This is a genomic window from Nitrospira sp. Nam74 (assembly GCF_965152615.1).
The window spans coordinates 667,546-685,630 of the sequence record NZ_OZ224220.1 but is presented as its reverse complement, the minus strand read 5'-3'; the positions used below and the strand labels follow the sequence as shown (position 1 = coordinate 685,630).

The 18,085-nt window shown below is 54.7% G+C and carries 23 protein-coding genes; 14 read left to right on the top strand and 9 right to left on the bottom strand.

The features are described 5' to 3' along the window. Positions 1-136 precede the first annotated feature (136 nt). Positions 137-673 (top strand): hemerythrin domain-containing protein, encoded by a 537-nt coding sequence (locus ACWHYZ_RS03380; RefSeq protein WP_447985882.1) that lies wholly within the window; start codon positions 137-139, stop codon positions 671-673. A gap of 360 nt (positions 674-1,033) precedes the next feature. On the opposite strand, the gene ACWHYZ_RS03375 is transcribed toward ACWHYZ_RS03380, so the two are convergent. Genes ACWHYZ_RS03375 through ACWHYZ_RS03365 form a run of 3 tightly spaced genes read right to left on the bottom strand, consistent with a single transcriptional unit; the run spans position 1,034 to position 2,391 of the window. After that, the gene (locus tag ACWHYZ_RS03375) at positions 1,034-1,501 is read right to left on the bottom strand and encodes a phage holin family protein (protein ID WP_447985881.1); all 468 of its coding nucleotides are present in this window, start codon (positions 1,499-1,501) and stop codon (positions 1,034-1,036) included. A gap of 3 nt (positions 1,502-1,504) precedes the next feature. Continuing rightward, complete coding sequence (locus ACWHYZ_RS03370) at positions 1,505-1,840, bottom strand: hypothetical protein (protein ID WP_447985880.1); 336 nt, start codon at positions 1,838-1,840, stop codon at positions 1,505-1,507. Positions 1,841-1,878: 38 nt separating this feature from the next. Beyond that, on the bottom strand, positions 1,879-2,391 hold the full coding sequence (locus tag ACWHYZ_RS03365) for a DUF2382 domain-containing protein (protein ID WP_447985879.1): 513 nt from the start codon (positions 2,389-2,391) through the stop codon (positions 1,879-1,881). A 556-nt stretch (positions 2,392-2,947) separates the two neighbouring features. Here ACWHYZ_RS03365 and ACWHYZ_RS03360 point away from each other — a divergent pair. The 3 genes from ACWHYZ_RS03360 to ACWHYZ_RS03350 all read left to right on the top strand — a co-directional run bounded on the left by ACWHYZ_RS03360 (position 2,948) and on the right by ACWHYZ_RS03350 (position 5,771). Then, positions 2,948-3,664, top strand: coding sequence for a YsnF/AvaK domain-containing protein (locus ACWHYZ_RS03360; RefSeq protein ID WP_447985878.1), 717 nt, complete (start codon positions 2,948-2,950; stop codon positions 3,662-3,664). Positions 3,665-4,177: 513 nt separating this feature from the next. Next, positions 4,178-4,504 (top strand): AI-2E family transporter, encoded by a 327-nt coding sequence (locus ACWHYZ_RS03355; RefSeq protein WP_447985877.1) that lies wholly within the window; start codon positions 4,178-4,180, stop codon positions 4,502-4,504. A gap of 319 nt (positions 4,505-4,823) precedes the next feature. After that, positions 4,824-5,771 (top strand): type I restriction enzyme HsdR N-terminal domain-containing protein, encoded by a 948-nt coding sequence (locus ACWHYZ_RS03350; RefSeq protein WP_447985876.1) that lies wholly within the window; start codon positions 4,824-4,826, stop codon positions 5,769-5,771. Positions 5,772-6,215: 444 nt separating this feature from the next. Here the strand turns inward: ACWHYZ_RS03350 and ACWHYZ_RS03345 are convergent, their stop codons facing one another. Next, on the bottom strand, positions 6,216-6,839 hold the full coding sequence (locus tag ACWHYZ_RS03345; RefSeq protein WP_447985875.1) for a chemotaxis protein CheB: 624 nt from the start codon (positions 6,837-6,839) through the stop codon (positions 6,216-6,218). After that, entirely contained in the window at positions 6,836-7,222 is a 387-nt protein-coding gene (locus tag ACWHYZ_RS03340; RefSeq protein WP_447985874.1) for a hypothetical protein, read from the bottom strand. The genes ACWHYZ_RS03345 and ACWHYZ_RS03340 overlap by 4 nt, the downstream gene beginning before the upstream one ends. A 156-nt stretch (positions 7,223-7,378) precedes the next feature. On the opposite strand from ACWHYZ_RS03340, the gene ACWHYZ_RS03335 reads away from it, so the two are divergent. Both ACWHYZ_RS03335 and ACWHYZ_RS03330 read left to right on the top strand, forming a co-directional pair. Then, complete coding sequence (locus tag ACWHYZ_RS03335; RefSeq protein WP_447985873.1) at positions 7,379-8,062, top strand: response regulator; 684 nt, start codon at positions 7,379-7,381, stop codon at positions 8,060-8,062. A gap of 221 nt (positions 8,063-8,283) precedes the next feature. Beyond that, positions 8,284-8,682: a response regulator gene (locus ACWHYZ_RS03330; RefSeq protein WP_447985872.1), complete on the top strand. Its 399-nt coding sequence runs from the start codon at positions 8,284-8,286 to the stop codon at positions 8,680-8,682. On the opposite strand, the gene ACWHYZ_RS03325 is transcribed toward ACWHYZ_RS03330, so the two are convergent. After that, positions 8,627-9,319, bottom strand: coding sequence for a sensor histidine kinase (locus ACWHYZ_RS03325; protein WP_447985871.1), 693 nt, complete (start codon positions 9,317-9,319; stop codon positions 8,627-8,629). The genes ACWHYZ_RS03330 and ACWHYZ_RS03325 overlap by 56 nt on opposite strands. A gap of 291 nt (positions 9,320-9,610) precedes the next feature. On the opposite strand from ACWHYZ_RS03325, the gene ACWHYZ_RS03320 reads away from it, so the two are divergent. The 4 genes from ACWHYZ_RS03320 (at position 9,611) to ACWHYZ_RS03305 (ending at position 13,250) form a co-directional block, all read left to right on the top strand. Beyond that, positions 9,611-10,129, top strand: a complete 519-nt coding sequence (locus ACWHYZ_RS03320) for a response regulator (protein WP_447985870.1) — start codon at positions 9,611-9,613, stop codon at positions 10,127-10,129. 270 nt (positions 10,130-10,399) lie between these two features. After that, entirely contained in the window at positions 10,400-11,023 is a 624-nt protein-coding gene (locus ACWHYZ_RS03315) for a response regulator (RefSeq protein WP_447985869.1), read from the top strand. 331 nt (positions 11,024-11,354) lie between these two features. Further along, on the top strand, positions 11,355-12,548 hold the full coding sequence (locus ACWHYZ_RS03310; RefSeq protein WP_447985868.1) for an NAD(P)/FAD-dependent oxidoreductase: 1,194 nt from the start codon (positions 11,355-11,357) through the stop codon (positions 12,546-12,548). A 336-nt stretch (positions 12,549-12,884) separates the two neighbouring features. Next, positions 12,885-13,250: a restriction endonuclease gene (locus ACWHYZ_RS03305; RefSeq protein ID WP_447985867.1), complete on the top strand. Its 366-nt coding sequence runs from the start codon at positions 12,885-12,887 to the stop codon at positions 13,248-13,250. Positions 13,251-13,338: 88 nt separating this feature from the next. On the opposite strand, the gene ACWHYZ_RS03300 is transcribed toward ACWHYZ_RS03305, so the two are convergent. Then, positions 13,339-13,746, bottom strand: a complete 408-nt coding sequence (locus ACWHYZ_RS03300; RefSeq protein WP_447985866.1) for a YpsA SLOG family protein — start codon at positions 13,744-13,746, stop codon at positions 13,339-13,341. A gap of 226 nt (positions 13,747-13,972) precedes the next feature. Between ACWHYZ_RS03300 and ACWHYZ_RS03295 the strand changes: the two genes are divergently transcribed. Together ACWHYZ_RS03295 and ACWHYZ_RS03290 are read left to right on the top strand one after the other, a co-directional pair. Continuing rightward, on the top strand, positions 13,973-14,236 hold the full coding sequence (locus ACWHYZ_RS03295; protein ID WP_447985865.1) for a hypothetical protein: 264 nt from the start codon (positions 13,973-13,975) through the stop codon (positions 14,234-14,236). Between the two features lie 832 nt (positions 14,237-15,068). Continuing rightward, the gene (locus ACWHYZ_RS03290) at positions 15,069-15,311 is read left to right on the top strand and encodes a LuxR C-terminal-related transcriptional regulator (RefSeq protein WP_447985864.1); all 243 of its coding nucleotides are present in this window, start codon (positions 15,069-15,071) and stop codon (positions 15,309-15,311) included. Between the two features lie 384 nt (positions 15,312-15,695). Here the strand turns inward: ACWHYZ_RS03290 and ACWHYZ_RS03285 are convergent, their stop codons facing one another. Beyond that, entirely contained in the window at positions 15,696-15,986 is a 291-nt protein-coding gene (locus tag ACWHYZ_RS03285) for an RNA recognition motif domain-containing protein (protein WP_447985863.1), read from the bottom strand. Between the two features lie 279 nt (positions 15,987-16,265). Here ACWHYZ_RS03285 and ACWHYZ_RS03280 point away from each other — a divergent pair, with 279 nt between their 5' ends. Next, the gene (locus ACWHYZ_RS03280; RefSeq protein ID WP_447985862.1) at positions 16,266-16,547 is read left to right on the top strand and encodes a hypothetical protein; all 282 of its coding nucleotides are present in this window, start codon (positions 16,266-16,268) and stop codon (positions 16,545-16,547) included. Positions 16,548-16,626: 79 nt separating this feature from the next. On the opposite strand, the gene ACWHYZ_RS03275 is transcribed toward ACWHYZ_RS03280, so the two are convergent. Beyond that, positions 16,627-16,827 (bottom strand): hypothetical protein, encoded by a 201-nt coding sequence (locus ACWHYZ_RS03275; RefSeq protein WP_447985861.1) that lies wholly within the window; start codon positions 16,825-16,827, stop codon positions 16,627-16,629. Positions 16,828-16,893: 66 nt separating this feature from the next. Between ACWHYZ_RS03275 and ACWHYZ_RS03270 the strand changes: the two genes are divergently transcribed. Further along, positions 16,894-17,118, top strand: a complete 225-nt coding sequence (locus tag ACWHYZ_RS03270; protein WP_447985860.1) for a hypothetical protein — start codon at positions 16,894-16,896, stop codon at positions 17,116-17,118. Positions 17,119-18,085: the final 967 nt, after the last annotated feature.

The window sequence follows — 18,085 nt, the reverse complement described above, 5'->3', positions numbered from 1 at the left end:
TCCCTAAGAGGCGAGTCAGACGTTACTGATGAAAAGCTCACCGATGTTGTGTTACAGCCGGGTTGAGTATCGTCAGCCCGACGTAGGGTATTGAAGTGACGGAACCGGATTACCATAGCAGTGTAAGGGGGTAGGTATGGCGACGCTGAGACAGAAACTGAGCAATCCACTAGACATGCTGGCATCAGATCACCTGTATGTTAAAGGTCTCTTCAAGAAATGCCTGGCGGCGGATTCCGCCGTGGCGCAACGCCTTCTCCTGCAGGAACTTGCCGATAACCTGCTCATTCATGCCACGTTGGAAGAAGAACTGTTCTATCCAGCCCTCAAGGGCGCCGGCGGAGACGAAGGTTCCCGATTCGTGGAGGAGGCGATGCGCGAGCATGACGGCATCAAGCATCGTCTGAACGAACTGCAACAAACCGGTGTACTGGAAACGGGTTTTCGCACACGGCTTGAAGCCTTGGAAGAAGCGGTACTACGGCACGCTGAACGGGAGGAGCGAATCTTTCCTCTCGCAGAGAAGCAACTCTCTCTCGGTGAGTTAGCAAGGCGGATGGATCTCCGTCGCATGCAACTCATGGCCCGGGTGCGCCCGCCATCAGGGCTTATCGTGATTGGCCTTGTCATCATCGGGGTAGGACTATTCGCGTTCTTAACGAGGCGACGGTGAGTGTACCAAGGCACGGTGCCGAGTTATTCTCTGCTGTCAACTCATCAAAGTAGTCCTTGCGGTGTAAAGGGTCGCATTTCCGGCGGTGCCGGAAGGCCTTGCCAAAATACAGAACCTCTGAGGAAACCAAGGTACTGAGACTGAATAGTGTCGGGCGTTCCCCGAGTTTTGCAATTGGCTCTCGCAGATATCCCGTACAATTCTCACAATGTCATCGAAGGATCCGTCGGCGGGCGTATCAAGGATCTCTGTGCGGCTCGGTAGGCGAAACGGGCGCTTTCACTCCTTCTCTCCTAATCTAGACATCCGGCTTCCCGCGGCTGGCATCCGGCGAAGGGACCAGTGGCCCCTGGCCGAGAGTCACGACGACCCACCGGAACCTTCCTTGGCCCGGTCGAGTGAGAGTGCCAGAGATTTCCTGGCTGAGGTCACTTCTTTCTTCATCCATGCCAGGTCCTCCTTCACCGTCTGGATGGATCGCACCGGGACCAGATGAATCTCGCGGGCGGTTGTAATCGCTTGCTTCAGCAGATAGACAGCAGACCCCACGAGAAGGGCACCAACCAACCCAAAGCTGGCCCACAAGGGCAACCCCAGGGCTGCGAGTAGGTGCACGAGCATTAAGATGAGCAACAGGCCACCGATCGCCACCAACCCGAGGCCGACGCCGAGTGACGTCCCGGCCGTCTTGGCTTTCCCGAGTTCCTCTTTATATTCATCCGATGCCAATCGGAATTCCTGCACGGCCAGCCTCTTTAGGTCCGACAGCAATCCTACCGCTAATCGTGCCAGACTGGTCTGAGTCGAACGAGTCGTCGAATCGTGCATGGTTTACTTCCTGTGAAGACGGGACAAGAGATACCCGAGTCCTGCCCCGAGTAAGAGGGCTTGAACGAGATACTGCCGGACCGTGTTTTCCATGGTCGCCATCATGTCCCGTAACCGCTGCTGCTGGAGATACCGGCCCGCCGCAGAGAGTTGATCACTGAGTACTGCGGAGGCCTGACCCATCCGCCCTTCTTGGGGGAGACGGTCACGGACCACCTCAGCGGCCGCTTCGACGTTGGCCCCGAGCGTCTGAGTGACTTGTTCTGCTTTATTGGCGAGCGTGGAGGCCGCCTGTTGGAGTGTCGCTTCCATTTGAGCTACCGAAGTCTCCGTCGTCATGTCTCGTCTCCTCCATGGTGTTAGATGCCTTGGGCGTTTCATGGCGATCCTTCCTCTGTGCCGGGCCCGTTGCGGCGAGGTGGGAGCCGCTCGACGGCCACCTCTTCGGTACGCAAGCGCACAGGCTGACTGAACGGCGTCGTGATTTGGCGCTTCGTGACACGCACCTCTTCTTTTAGCCGCAATCGCGTTTCAACGACGACGACTTCTTCGATGACCGGGATGATCGTGGTATCGCCTTCATAGCGCACGCCGACCGGTTCGGCCACAAACCGATTCACGGGCACGCGCTCGATCTGAACCTCCTCCTGAACGGACGGCTCCTCCACCACCACCTCACGCTCATGGACGGTTTTCGTGAGCCGAACACGTCCGGTCTCCACACGTTGTGTATCGACATGCAGCTTTTCCTGCACAACTGGCACCACTGTCTCGTCCGACGGCTTGCGATCGGGCGACGCCCCGGCCGTGTCGATGTCTTTTGATACCGTCATCCCACTTTCCTCCTGATCGGCTTGGATGCGGACGTCTCGCTGCAGCTTGCCTCCCATGGGGGGCCGCGAGCAACAGCGAGAGGGGTGTCAGGACGGGCCGTATCGGCCTCACCCTTTCCTCGCTGTGCGCCCGTTCCCACCCTACCGCACGGCATCGCGATACTGAACCCCGTCGCCTTTATGCCGCTGCTCGCAGGAATGTTCGGCTTGTGGCTCTACCACTCCAGCTCGACCCCCGGCCACTCTTTGCCTGGTCATAACCGTGTGGGTAGGCCGGTTTCATCCGCTCGTATTCAGACCTGAACTGCGACACCCTCACGATAGCATCCGGTCCTGCGCTTTGAGTATCAGCGGGTGTGGGCCACTCAGTGGCGGGAAATGCTGTCGAAGAGGCGACAGACTATCCTGCGTTCACACCCCTAGGCGACAACGAGGAGGAAGACCGCTCGGCCAGGCCGCTGAAGCGGTCGTACGTAGGCACGTGTATCACCCGCCACGTCATCGAACCAATCAGGGAAACACAGAACGGCTCCGATAGGCGTCGGCCACCCGGCATTGATAGGATGGCGGATCGTAGTACCACATCGAACCTGAGCTAATTGGAGGTTCGGAAATGGCAACGATCGTCACAGGACTATTTGATGAACAGCAGGAAGCCGTGCGGGCGCAGGCGGCACTGGAGAGAATCGGTATTGCACCGCCCCAGATCCACTTTACGCGCTCAGCCGACGCCGAGATGACGTCGAACCGTGGGGGGAACTGGTGGGACCGGCTCAAAGAGATGTTCGGGATGGGCGTGGACCAGGAGGATCCCCCGTATTATCACGAGGGCCTTCGGCGGGGCGGCACACTCCTGTCGGCGCAAGCCGACGACAGTCGCGTCGACGAGGTCGCGGGTATCTTCGCCGATCACAACGCGGTCGACATTGATACGCGAGCGCATGAATGGAGGAGTGCCGGATGGAATCCGACGGAGCAGATCGCCATCCCGGTCGTGGAGGAAGAGTTAGCCATTGGGAAGCGTGTCGTACGGCGCGGCGGCGTTCGGATCTATACCGCCGTGACGGAACAGCCGGTGGAGGAATCGGTGACCCTCCATGAAGAGCAGGTCGAAGTCACGCGCCGGCCGGCCAATCGCGCCGCTACCGCCTCCGATTTCAGAGCCTCAGAGACGCCGATCGAGATTACGGAGACTGCGGAAGAGCCCATCGTGAGTAAGCAGGCGAAAGTGGTCGAAGAAGTGGTCGTGAACAAGACGGATACGGAACGGACGGAAACGGTGCGCGACACCGTGCGCCGTAAAGACGTAGACGTCGAGCAGGCCTCCTAATCTGAAACGCGGCTGTAAGCTAAGCCGCGAAGCGGTGGCCGCAGAGGCCGCCTCAACAACGGGAGGGGAAAAGGACCGGGGGAGCGCCGCCGCAGCGCGGCGCTCTCCTCTCCCCCCTGAGGAAAGCGGCTCACCCATCACAGATGGATCGAATACGCGGCGCTGCCTACATGTGCGGAGTTGGGCCGGAGGCTGTGTTTTAGCGTAGGCCACAAGAGGAGCCTTCAATGAAACCCGCACACATTTTCGGCCTTGCCTTCTTTACCATCTTAGTCCTTCTCCTCTATCAAATCGCTCTCATCTTCACGCCATTCCTCGTGCCCGTGCTGTGGGCCGTTATGTTGACCCGGATCGCCTATCCACTCTATCGGCGAGTGCACCAACTCCTCAACGGGCGGGCGTCCCTGGCAGCCGCTCTCGTGACAAGCGGCATCATGCTGCTCGGCGTGCTGCCTGTGGTCTTTGTGTTCCTCCTCTACAGCAAAGCATCGTGGCGTATATGGCGGCAAGCACGTGGATTGGGCACGGGGGCTCAAACAAGTGCCGCAGTACTTGGGGGCGTTGCCCGTGGGCGGGGACGTGATTCAGGAGCAGATCGGCCCGTATATCGCCGAAGGGGGGGCCATCGAGGAATCTATTGTCCAAGGGGTCCAGGGCATGGGCGGGTTCGTCTTGACGAGGCTGTCCGGGTTTGCGTTAAATGCCGCTGCATTTGCGATGGATTTCTTCATCATGCTCTTCACACTGTTTTTTCTCCTTCGTGATGGCGCACGACTCTATCAGGGCGGGTATCGTTTACTGCCTCTGCAACCGAAACATAAGCAGCAGTTTTTTACCTAGCTCGATCAGACGATGACGGCCGTCGTGAAAGGCGTGGTGCTGACCGCCTTAGTCCAGGTTCTTCTCGCCGGCATCGCCTACTTTGTGCTTCTACCCTACGTGAAAAAGCTGGTATGCTTCTGGAGGTGTACTTTAGTGGCTGGAGTATGGATACACGTACCAGGTAGTTTGACTCGGGCATTTCAAGGGGCTAGGCTTGTTGCATGACTTGTGTTCAAGGATATGGGTGTGAGCATGATGAGAACTGAAGAATTTCTCTTTATAGCTATTCCTTCCTTCCTCCAAACTTATTAGTTTCCATGTCACCATTGTCACCCCCGTGGTGGACAACTCCATAACGCCTTCCGTCCCATCGGCATACTTAGAAGCATTTGCTATTTGGCAGATTGAAGCAACAATCGCATTCTTTGATATTGTTGGAGGACGCCATGGAAAGGCCTTGAAGAAGACATTACTGCAATACGCAGCATTATTTGAGGACGGACGCCATAGGAATATCAATGAGGCAGATACAGTGATGTATTTGACGAAATTCTTTACGGATGTCTTGGAATACGACTTGTTCTCCGAGATAACGAAAGAGTTTCAAGTCCGGGATAGGTATTGCGATGTCGCCATCAAGGTAAAGGGAGAAGTGAAATTCTCAGTTGAGGCCAAGGCAATGCCGATTGGTTTGTCCGACAAGCACATTGAGCAGGCTGAGAATTATGCTTCTCGTGCCGGTATTCGCTGGGTCGTCCTAACTACCGGCATCTTTTGGCGTCTATACCATCTGACCTTCGAGACAAATGGTATAGAGCATGATCTAGCCTTCGAGGTGAATCTGACGCCTGAATCCAATCTCGAAGAAGTGTGGCGGTGCCTTAGTCTTCTATCGAGGCAAAGCGTGTTGGATGGGACGCTCGAATCGTTCTGGCTTCAAAAGAAGACCTTGAGCCCGGTGTCATTGGTCAAGGCTTTGTTCACCGAGGAAGTATTGAACCGAATAAAGCGGGAATTACGCAGGAAGTCCGACGTGCGGTTGGATTTGGAAGATGTAGCTACCTCTCTACGACGCCTGCTTAACCCCGAGGTCTTAACTGAGGATTTGAAGATTCGTAAGGCAAAGAAGAAACGCAAGCAAATCGTTAAAGCTAACGGCCAGGTAGAAGAGGTCATTGAACCAAGTGATTCTCAAGGGGACGGTGACGACGAATGCACGGAAGTTAATGAGCCCAGTGGTGTTTCATGCTCTTCTACACTTCCAGCTTCAACGGGAGGTGTTTAGACAGTTACGCAGGCGCCCGTCCTCGCTATCGTGGAAAAGTATTTATCGCGCTAGGGGCAAAAAAAAGAGGTCAAAGTCTTGTCAGTTTGAGCCTTCTCCCATCCTGAAGCTTTGACTTCAGGACGTTTAGAATTCTCCTGCCAACCCGGCTTTGGCCTCGTGACAACGGTAACACAACCGTATTTCTAGACCATCAAACGAACCACGAAAGTTTTGTCGCAGTGGCGTCTACGCTTTAAGCCACGTCAAACGGTAAGGACGGTGAGGATGGAGAGCGTCTTTTGACAAAAGTGTCTATTACACTAACTCGACTCCAAAAAACTCCAAGGTTATTAATTTTCACGTCACCATTGTCACCATCTCGCGAGCCGATTCGACGGTAATACAATATCGTGAACAGCATCCTTATCTGACCTCACATCCAGCCCAAGACGACCCTGTAGCTCAATGCCAAGACACCGCCGGGGAGACAACTTGTTCTCCGCCCATCAGTGGAATAAGTATAGACGCCAGCTCGGTCACCGGCAGCACGAGGTCCACATGATCGTAGAGCAAGGCGTTGATCGGCATGGAGGGCATCATCGCTTCGGAAGGGTCTTGAACTAGCGAAAGGCCACCGCCGCCCTTGATATGGATCAGGCCCCGAACGCCGTCGTCTCCAGCACCCGACAGCAGAAGCCCAGTGACACGCGGGCCGTAGACTGCCGCCGCGCTACGGAACAAGGGATCAATGGCGGGTCGAGTAAAATGCTCCTTCGGGCCGCGATGTACCCGGAGACCCTGTTCCGTTAGCTCCATATGCGCGTCAGGCGGTGCCAGGTAAATACCCCCCGACTCGAACCGGCCTTCGTCAGACGCTTCGATGACTGGTAGTGAGGTGGCTCGCCCTAACACTTGTCGTAGAGCGACATTGTATAACGGGTGTCGATGCAGGACCACGGCAATGGCTCCGGGGAGTGGACACGGGAGCTTCTGAAAGAGGTTGATAAGTGCTTGCACGCCGCCTGTTGATGCCCCAATCACAACGATATCGCGCTTAATTAGGTCGGCATTGATCGTCTTAGTCATGGGGTAGACGTGCCAGGTATGGGTTCCACGTCGCCCACCGTCGGGCGGCGCGTTTGCTCTAGAAGACTTCTGAGCTCACGCCGTTGCTCTTCCGACTGTCTGATCCTGGCCTCCAATGGTTCCTCTGAGAGTGTCAGTTTCCCTCGTCCGGCTTCCTGCAAGAGGTCACCATAGATCAGTTCGGCGTGTTCCAGCAGATTCAGCACCGTCCAGACGGCATTCTCAATCTGCTTCTCCTTCGCCTCCGCGATCTCTTGGACGGAGTAGGCATGGCCGATTTGGCAGACGTAGCGAAGGTGGCCGCTCTGGTCGTCTCGATCCACGGAAATGACGCCGGAGCAGTCCGGGCAGTTTACTTTGATGGGCGGCAGGCTCTGTGCCATCCCTCATCATGACATATCCTGGCCGGCCTCAGGCACTAGCAGAGTTGAAGGGGGCTATCCGTAAGAGGACTACGAAGCAGCCCTCCACTCCCCCTTAACAAGTAAGCTTTTCATCCATTGCTATCAAAAACAGATCGTTTTAGCTTAAACCCCTACATGCCACATCCATCCATTATCGTCGTCGATGATGATTTGGCTCTGCTGACAGCCGTGTGCGGCCTGATGAAGTTACATTTGCCGGATGTCCGCGTCCATCCGTTTGAGTCGCCTCGCTTGGCCCTGTACCATTTGGAGAAGCACGACGTCTCGACGATGGTAACTGACCTCAAAATGAACGAGCTGGACGGCTTTGCCGTGTTACGGGAAGCGAAGGCGCTCCGTCCCCATGTGCCGGTCATTCTCTTTAGCGGCCATATCGATGCCGCTCTGGCGTCGCAGGCCATCAATATGGGGGCAGATGATGTGCTGCGGAAGCCGTTTCACCGTGAAGAGCTGGTAACTGCCCTCACGCTCGCCTTAAACATCTATGATCTAGCGAGAGAGGTACGGATACGTCGGTTAATGACCGAACGTCTCAAGAGGCGCGTGGAAGATTTGAAGCGGCTGATCGCGGACAGTCAGCAACAGCCTAACCAGCATACGCGCATTCAAGAGATAGTCTCCGTATCGCGGCAACTCAATGCCAAGAGCGTCGCAGCTTTAGAGACCTCGCTCGACAGGCTCTGGCAGCATGTCAACATGGCCGAAGCTCGTCTGGACGTGGCTCAACAACGACTGCTTCTGATGCAACAACAGTCCCGTGAATCTTTCTTGAAGCGCATTGTCGTTGAGAAGCCCTGAATCAAATCCCATTCTCCGCTCTCATCCATAAAGGTTCCGTTCATTCCTAACGCAACCCAATGCGTATCTGACACTCATACCGTATAGGACCTAACGGCCCTACCAGATTGTGCTAGAGCCACAGCAGTAATAATTTTAGTCTTCTCTTTTGATTGCCTCACCGACATCCACGCAGCCAGCGTATAGGTAAATATGACATCATCTAGGGAGAGCGATCTCCTATGCTCCGTGTCCTCCTCGCCGTCATGCATCAACTCCTTCGTGCCGCTTTACTGGAATACTGCGGAGAGGGCAAGGTCTTATGCGGCGAAGCGGCAAGCGTGGAAGAATTATGGGACCAACTACGGCTCCACGAATGGGATGTTCTGATTCTTGATCTCTGCCTCCCTCAACGCACCAAACTCCAAAGCGTGCGAGAGGTGCATGGCCGCTATCCCAATCTTCCTATCCTGGCGATTTCCTTTGCGACTGATATCCCCGCCAAGTGTTGGCAAGACGCGGGGGCCTCCGGGTTTGTCTCAAAGGCCACGCTGAGCACCGAACTTTTTGAGGCCGTGAAGGTCCTCAGTCAGGGAGGGCAGTATTTCCCGAATGCAGGGCCAGTGGAAACGATAATGTGATGTGACAGCCTTCATTGAGTCTGCTTGTGACAGTCAACTCCCCTCGTAGTGTTCCCGCTCGCTCTTTCATTGCCCGTACACCAAAGCTCTCGGCGGCTGTTATGCGAATCGAGTCAATCCCGATGCCATCATCTCGGACTGACAGGATGCCGTGTTCCCCGGATTGTTGCAGTGTCACTTCAACATTCGCGGCCCGGGAATGTCGGGCAATGTTCGCCAACGCCTCCCGTACAATGAGCACGACTAAAGCGCCGCGCTCAGCGTCCACGTCGAGAGGTTCACAGCGTTGTGTACACGGAATCCCTGTACGCCGACTAAACGTCACACATTCCTGTTCTAGCACGGGAGTGAGACCGACTTCGGTGAGACCAGTCGGGTTGAGAAGAAACATCTCTTCTTCTACGGCTCGCATAGCCGCATCAAGCTCGGGGATCAACGAATCCACGATGGTTTGAAGCCGGGCTTGCTTCGCCGGATCTAGAGGTTCTCCGAGAGCCTGTTGAATACGGCCAACTTGCAACTTGGCAAGCGTGAGAACTTGCGCGACGTGATCGTGCAGGTAGAGACTAAGGCGATGGCGTTCATCCGCTCGCACTCGCTCAGCCACGTTTTCTGGCCGGTCATGCTCGCCCGCCATTGTATGCCTCTAACGAGTAAGGAACGTTTAACTGTCGTCTGCACAGTAAGCTATTTGCGCCGTAGCAATAAGCAGACATCAGCGTTTGACATAGTCCGTAGACCTCTTACACGCCCTAAGAAATGTAAGTATTTGGTCGCTAAGTTCAGTGCGCTGACCGAAAATCATTGCAAAGGGATAAGTCAAGGGCGAGCCGGTGCGGTCATAGAGGTAGGATGTAAGGAAAACATAACTACCAACCTGCTGGATGGCCCGACGCGCTTTTTCTTTAATGTATATTACACCTCCGATGTGGCACACATCCTCCTCGTAGACGATAACCAGACGTTCCTCTATGCCTCACGGCAACTGCTATTGCGTCACTGTCCGACCTTCATCGTTGAAATGGCATTCGATGCTGAAACCGCATTAAAGGCGATACGGACGCAGGATTATGATGTCGTGGTAAGCGACCTTGTGCTGCCCTGTCTCGACGGGATTGCGTTACTATACGAGTGCCATGAGGTACGCCCGGATACGCCTGTGGTTCTTATTAGCGGCTACGGGACCGCAGAACTAGAACACCTCGCCGCTCAGCGTGGTGCGTATGCCTTCCTTCACAAGCCGGTAGACCCGGATGCCTTTCTCTCTGTCGTGAATCGGGCGGTGCTGCGGGCAGAGATGCGCCGCAGACCAGAGCAAGTGCTGGGCGACGATAGTACGTGGTATCCGAAGGCCGTTGAACAGGCCCGCAGAAGGTCCCACGCAATACAGGAACGGCTCCGTCAGACACTCCAAAAGGTTGCTTCACCGTCCACCGGCGAGCAATAAGAGACACCCTCCGCGCTACAGCCTCAACCTGGCAAAAATCGAGAAGTGTGTGTGTGCCTGGCATTCTTCATCCTTGTTTAAAGCGGGAAAGAGAGAGACGTAAGCACCACCCCGGAAAGATTGCTAGGTCCTACCTTCTCCAATGAACCGATGACTGTATCCGTAAGGCAAATGTAATGTAGATAACACAAACAAATGGGGAGGTCCTATTGACCTTTACGGACAGAGTGGCTAGCTTCTGCCATCGGTATATACGCTCATATAAGGTGGATGATGCCCGTTATATCCCCCGCCGAAACGACAATTCTGAACGTCAACGACGATTCAGCGACTCGGTATGTCTGGGGCCGTGTTCTTCGTCAGGCAGGCTATCAGGTCCGAGAGGCGGAAACGGGACAAGGAGCGTTACAGGCATTCCAGACTGATCGGCCTCATCTTCTTCTGCTCGACGTGAAGCTTCCCGATATGGACGGCTTTAGAGTGTGTCAGCAGATCAAGAGCGTTGACTCGTCTGTGCCTATCCTGATGGCATCCGCGTGGTTTACCAGCGAGAACGACTATATCAATGGGCTGGCGACCGGGGCCGATGGCTATCTGTATGAACCAGCAGATAGTGCCAAACTTCTCGCCATGATTAAAACGATCCTAAGAATGTCCACTCGCTTGCAACAGGCCCGGATCACCGTGAACCACTTGCAGCGTCAGAACCAGCAATTAGGTGCGCGTCTGAAGCATGTGGAGTTGGCAAATGAGGAATTGCAAGAGAAGCTTGCCGAGTCGCGCCAATTTGAAGAAGCTGTTGTAGGCAGAGAATTGAAATTGATCGAGTGTGAAAAGGACAGACAGCAACTGGAAGGCGAAATACAGAAACTCAGAAACCGCCAGCAGTCTTAAAAGGCCTGCGCGGGAAGTGGTAGGGGCGGTATTCGCATCTTACATTGCGGGAAAGCCCGATTTGCTTCTTGGACCTTCACTCCCGCTGGCAGCCCACACTTCCACCCCACATCATCCTTCCCACGGTAGCAGAGGGGCGCGACGGCGCGATGGGTCAACTAGCAATCGAATTATGCTCACCACTTGATGACTGTTCTCGGGCCCCTTCGTTCGTGACATCCCCCACGCCGTCAGCCGGCGGTTCATCCTCTTTGTCGCAAACCCCGGATTGACTTGACGACACATTCGACATAAAAAACAGCCTCTCGATCATCCCTCTACGAGGCCTGCCATGTACGATGTTATTATCATTGGTGCGCGCTGCGCCGGCTCACCGACCGCGATGCTCCTCGCCGGGAAGGGCTATAGGGTGTTGCTTGTCGACAAAGCCACTTTCCCAAGTGATACCATGTCAACCCACATTGTCTGGCAGCCTGGGGTTGCTTACCTTAAACGGTGGGGACTGCTGGATAGGATCATTGAGTCCAATTGCCCGCCGCTCTCCAGACTGGCATTCGATATTGGTGAATTCACGCTCACAGGCCAACCGCCGCCCGCTGATGGCATCACCGAATTCTACATGCCTCGACGTAAAATCCTCGATCATATCCTCGTCGATGCGGCCGTAAATGCAGGTGCAGAATTGCGGGAAGGAATCACGGTGCAAGAACTGCTTACACAGGGAGACCGCATCACAGGTATCCGCGGTCGCACAAAGCGCGGTTCGACGGTGAACGAAGGCGCCCGCATGGTTATTGGAGCAGACGGCAGGCACTCACTTGTAGCCCGTGCCGTTCAAGCCCCGGTCTATCACGACAAGCCGGCCCTGACCTGTTGGTATTACTCATACTGGAGCGGCACGTCGGTTGAGACTCCAACGCTTCATGCTCGTCACGGCCGGGCATTCGGTGGCATGCCGACCAACGACGGCCTCGCCTGCATAACCGTGATCTGGACCAATAAGGAATTTCATCGCTTTCGTGAAGATGTTGAAGGGAATTTTATGAGGACGCTTGAACTCGGCCCCGAATTTGCGGAGCGCGTGAGACGGGGCAGGCGCGAGGAGCCATTCATTGGCACGGCGGACCTGCGGAACTTCTTCCGTAAACCGTATGGACCGGGTTGGGCTTTAGTAGGAGATGCCGGGTATCACAAGGACCCGGTCACGGGTCAAGGAATCATTGACGCCTTTCGCGGCGCTGAGCTTCTTGCCGAGGCGATTGACGTCGGGCTTTCCGGACAGCAACCGTTCGAGGAAGCGCTCGCAACATATGAGCGACGACGCAACGAGGACGTGTTCCCTATGTATGAGTACACCTGCCAATTCGCGGCTCTTGAGCCACCCTCGCCCGAAATGCAGCAATTGTTTGCCGCTCTGCGTCACAATCAGGCTGAAACTGACCGATTCTTGGGAACAATGATCGGCACAGCACCGATCCCGGAATTCTTTTCTCCAGAGAATATGCATCGGATTGTCGGTTCATAGTGTGGATTCAGATCCAAAAACGCCTGGATCGTTGTCGAGCGACCAGGGTGCAAAGGTGTATGGGGCCCTAGGCCCCCTCATCCTTATATTATCCAGTGGTGGTGGCCGATGACTTCACGACTTTCGACGCCAAGCTTGACCAGCTTCTCCACTGGAAGCGGGACCTATCCAAGGACATGCTCAACGGTGCTGGTGACATCAGCTTATCCGATTTTGGAGACTTAGAGGATGTCGATGGAGGTAGTGCCTTCGGCAGCGAGCCGCTAAAAGCCCATGATATTTCTTCGATGGATCCAGATGCCTTCGAGGCCTTCTGCGCTGTCCTCTGGAGCAAACATGGCTACACGAAAGTGTATCGGACTGACGGGAGACGGCGGGATCGGTGTGGTAGCTATCAACGGTATGAAAGGCATCCTGATTCAGTGCAAAAGCTCTTCTCGCGAAGGCCAGGAGCTCGGTTGGCAAGCCGTCAAAGACGTCGTGGCTGGAGCGGCTGGGTACGTCGCTCGTCATCCCGGTGTTAAGTTCTCCTTGGTGGCCGCCACAAATCAACGTTTCAATGCCGTAGCTCGAGCGCAAGCCAATGTGAATCATGTGCAACTGCTCGATGGAGAGAGCTTAGCTGCCATGTTGCAAAAGAATCCGGTGACACGTAGAGAGATTGAGAACCTTTTGTTTGCGACTTGGAATGCTCAAAGCTAACACAGCGCGTCACTTGAAGGGTTTTCAAAAAACGAATGATTTCCGTATAGCCCTATATCGCTTCCTTAGGTGTTGATATTCCAATCAATTACCAGGAAGGCTCGGGATGGGTTTTCTGAATAGGCTGATGGCCTTCATCTCGTTCAATACCTCTTGCACCAAGGGTTCGATGCCCCCTGCTTCGGAGAGGCGCCGGACCTGCCACATTCAGGACGCGAATTGAATGCTTTCGAAAAAAGTCTCTTATCTTTTGTCGCCAATCGCCGTTCGGCATGGCATGCAGCCAGTACCGACAGATACTTTCCGCAGATTGACGAGTTAGAAGCGTTCCACCAGTTGGTTCCCCTGCGACGGTCACGATCATCGTTGCATCCGCGTCACGGACATTCCACATAGTCCGCTGTTCGTAGTTATGCTCTGGCGTTTCCTCCAGACGATACCGCTCAGGGATGGTGCCATCTTCCGCCGCACCGCCCTTTCGGATACCAGCCGCCATGGGGAATCCCATTCTCAACTGCCCAGGTCGAGTGCGGCACGGTCAACACCGGTCTGTCCGCCAGATATGATCTTTGCGAGAGGTGTGCTTGATATGGCCTTAGAATATCAGCAAGAGGACCGTACCGTTGGGAAACGATTCTAATAATCAATCGCCACGGCTTCCCTCAACTCAGGCGTAGGGCCAAGGGCGATAGCGACTTGACGCGCAAACCTGGGGCTACGCCATGCTGGAATCAGCAGAATCGTGGAACGCTCTGGTCGACCACCTTGTGGAATTCTATGCCATCATCAACACCGTCAACAACCTCGCGCGCCTTCGGGCTTCTTGGACCGTCTCGAAGATGTATTTGGCAAGCCTAGCCACCATGCTGTACGATCAGTCGAAGGAACTGCCGGCCCATGCGCGCCATTCTGGAAGGGGCGCAGGCGGACGTGAATCCCATGAGGATTTACCAGGCTGCCGTACGGAGCCGCCTGAGCCATTGTAGTTCGGCGCCCCCCTACGTGGGCGTGGGCCCGAAGACGTAACCCACGAGAAGCTCGCCCATCCTCTCCCGCAGATATCCTTCATGGCGACGTCACGCGGCCATAAGACGAGAACATCGATCTCGTCCGGCTCGTGGACACAATGACAGCGCCTCGATGACGTTTTGACGGTCGACGTGCAATACGGAGCAGGCACGCAATATATCGGGGCGGCCTTCGTGCGGACAGTGCCCGAGCCGTCAACGGATGGCTGCTCCTTTCTGGTCTCGTGACGCTCGTACTCGCAAGGCGTGGTTATCGCCAACGCCTCCAAAGTGTTTATCGATAGCGTCACAGATAGTAAGTCCGTCAGGCACGGTTCTGGTCACGGTTTAGGCACGGTTTTGGTTACGAGTGTCAGTCTGCCTTAATCGTCCCCGATCACACTTCTAAGGCCGTAGTTCGTTGAAATAATATGGACTTCATCACAGTCGTTCACTCTTGATCATCATTAGTCGTTAAGAATTTGAGAGGGACTACGGATCTGGGGGTTGCAGGTTCAATTCCTGCCGGGCGCACCAAATACAAGCCAATACTCGTGTGCTTACGTTAAATGACAGAAACAGGCAGAGCCACATAGCAACGTAGGTACCATCGTAGGTGCCAAAAATCGCGGCCTAGCCATCCCCTCTGATACAGCCCGCCATTCCGTTTTCAACGTGGCCCCAGCTCTAGAGCTAGTCCATAGGTAAAATTTAGGCGCCTGCCATGACGGCCGACAAGATGAGCACGTAGTGGATGGACAGACAGAGGGTGAAGAACCGCATATGCTGGCGAGGAGAAAGAGGAGGCACTATGCGCTCGAAAGAGACTAGGCCTGCCACTTCCCGCAGCCCGCGAGATTTCACGCCTCGTGAGCGACAAATTCTGCAGCTCATTTGGAAAGGCTTGAAAGGCCGCCAGATTGCTGAGCGGTTACAGATCAGCTCTACAACAGTGGAAACGCATCGCGCCGCGATGATGGCAAAGGTTCGCGCCAAGAGTACCGGTGCACTATTGAGGGCCGCGATTCAAGCAAACATCATCTCCATTGACTAGTAGCCTTCGTGGTCTGGAGAAGTGCGATGTTCCCACCTGTTATAATCCCGTCATGCCCTTTCAATCTGGACCAGAACCGCACGTGCGTGCGGCTTCTGCGAAGCGGCCTCATGGGCTGGCCGTGCGGACATCCATGGAAAGTTTCTCTGTGAGCCCTACGTCAAGTCAATAAGGCCGAAGCAATCATGGCTGAAGAACGGCGAGGATCTCATGGTGTGCTCTGAGTGTGGCAAAGTCATCGAGGGCGATGATGTGATACAGGGACAGCACCCTATCGCCCAATGGGGCTATCCTGTCATCGGAGGTGTTGGGCAGGAGGGTTCCTGTGGTATGCACCGAAGGCACCATCAACATACGCGGTAGACTGAATGTGCTACTTCAAGCCTATGATGCCAACCTATGCACGGCGGGTTGATCCCAAAAAGCTCCTCCTCCATCCTCAGTCCTAACTAGGGTCAGCGGCGCGTTATGAAATACTCTCCCGTCGAGCTGTTTCACGACGTTATTGGCCGCTTCCTCAGTCCGCATCCCGGCATGGCCGAATCGTAACGAATAACCTAAGGAGTCATACGCGACCTCGGCTGAGAGAACCCCGCCAAACGGCTGCAGTAAAGCGGCAAGGTCAGTAGAAGTAAAGTCACGGGGAAGCGGATCGATGAAAATGCGATAGGGCATGACGGCCTCCTTTTCTAGATCCCTTTAGCCGACCGGCCCTGCGCCACAAGACCATAAAATAACTAACGAGTCAATCACCAATTTGGGCTATTCTTTGTAAGTAGTTTGGCTCTATGACAATGATCCGAATCCGTCATGCGGTCATGCGGTCATGCAGTCTGATCCTTGATCCTACAAGGACATAGGCCTATATCCGGCTTGCTTACCCGCTCATTGTAAGTAATGTCACCAACGTTACACTCACCACTCACCTCTTTTGGTCAAGTGGGAGTCTAGAGGATGGGAAACATTCACAACGGACATATTGAGGAGGTTCGGCGTTTTTTGAAAAAAGCGTTTCACTTAAAAGAGGTGAGCCATGCCACGGAGATCAATACTGACTTTGCTTTCGAATATGACGGCACCCCTCGTCGCATCACCGTAGCGCGGGCCTTTTTCGATAGCCTAACGAAGGGCGATATCATCGGCATCTTGGAATGCTGGAAGCTTGCAGAGAAGGTGGTGACTGCAGCGGGAACAACAGTCTATGTCGGAGAGGACGGCATATCAATTTTGGAATAGCGGCGCTTCCCTAGCGAGCAGGGTCCTTTTCCATAGCGATCATTGAGCTACTCTGGTCCGCATGCGAGACCTTCGCTCCCTAATCCGGTTCGGCGAACTCTTCCCAGTTGCGATGGTAGAAGTCCATCTGCTTCGTCAGTTCCACCATGGCTTCGTTCACCGTATAACCGAATCCCGCCACGCCACTAATCGGATCGGGCCCTACGACAGCTCCCCACTGATTCCCATCTAAATGAATCTTGACCACGACCTCATAGGATTCGGCATACGCGTCTGGCATGTTGCCCTCCGTTGACACCTTTTCTTCCTGCAGCCTACCATGCCTTGAAATGAATGGGACGGCCTCATGCCGGACGTTAGGTACAAAGGCTACACCATCAAAGTCAGCTCGGCCATCCAACATGCCGACGGGGGATGGGAAGCGCTTGCCATGGTATGGTCGAAAGACATGACCGCCGCATACCCTATTGTCACCGGAGAATTACAGGTCACGGAAGCTCGGGCGAAGGCCGTTGCATTGGAACGAGCGAAAGCGTGGGTGGATGCAAGCGAGGAAGGAGAAGGACGGTGACGTTTAAGAAGGCTCGTGACCGTCTTTGCTGAGCCTCGAAATCACCTTTTGCCCATCTGCCAGTAGTATTCCCCCGGCCAACTGAGGCAACAAGCCACAAATAACAGGTTGAGTCGTGTCCACAGTGCTGACCGCTCAATTAGGCGGCCGCTCATACGCAGAAAATACGCACCCGTTAGGAATTCCAATTGAAGGTTCAGTTCAGACGCTACCTTTTTGACCCTTTTGCAGGAGATCACGGACACATGGCCGAACGGCTCAGCGTCTTTCCGGAGTTGACGTTCCCGCGTCGTCCTCAGCCAGTCTGGTAATGTCGGACCGCCCCCAATCAGTATCCCACCGGGCTTCAGCAAGCGAATCACACGTTCAAGCGCGCCTTCTGGGTCACGTAAGTGCTCCAGTGCAATAAAATTAGGACGTCATAAGGCTGAGTAAAGGAAACCACTGACTGTTCCACGTCAATCTCAACAAAGTGCTTGTACCCGATATACACTAGTACTGGATCAAACCGACGACTTGCTGCATCCCAGGTCCGTATCCTTTGCGAACGAGGAAGGCTCTTCGATTCCCAATGAACTTGATATAAAACAAAAGATGACCGTTCCCCACACCCACCTCTAACACGGAAAGAGGATGCTGAAGGCGCAGCTCTTCGAGCCTCAGCAAATGACTCATAAACCAATAGCGGAGATGTCTTACGGGGTAGGTCCGTGTTCCAGAGAAGGTAATCGTACCAAGGGAGTCAAGATCCCAGAAAGGATGCCAACCGCCTTTCTCATCACAGGTAGCTTTATCCATGGATAGTCGTTAGCGACAAGTCGTTTTAAAGTAAAACTGCGGTGATACCGAAAACCTCCGCTCTTTTCCATTGTATGTCCCTGCTTCAATAATTTCACGCGGGGCAGAGTAAGCTATCCCCGTGACATCGCGTCAATACAACAAGAATGGCGCTCTGTCTGGTACATCA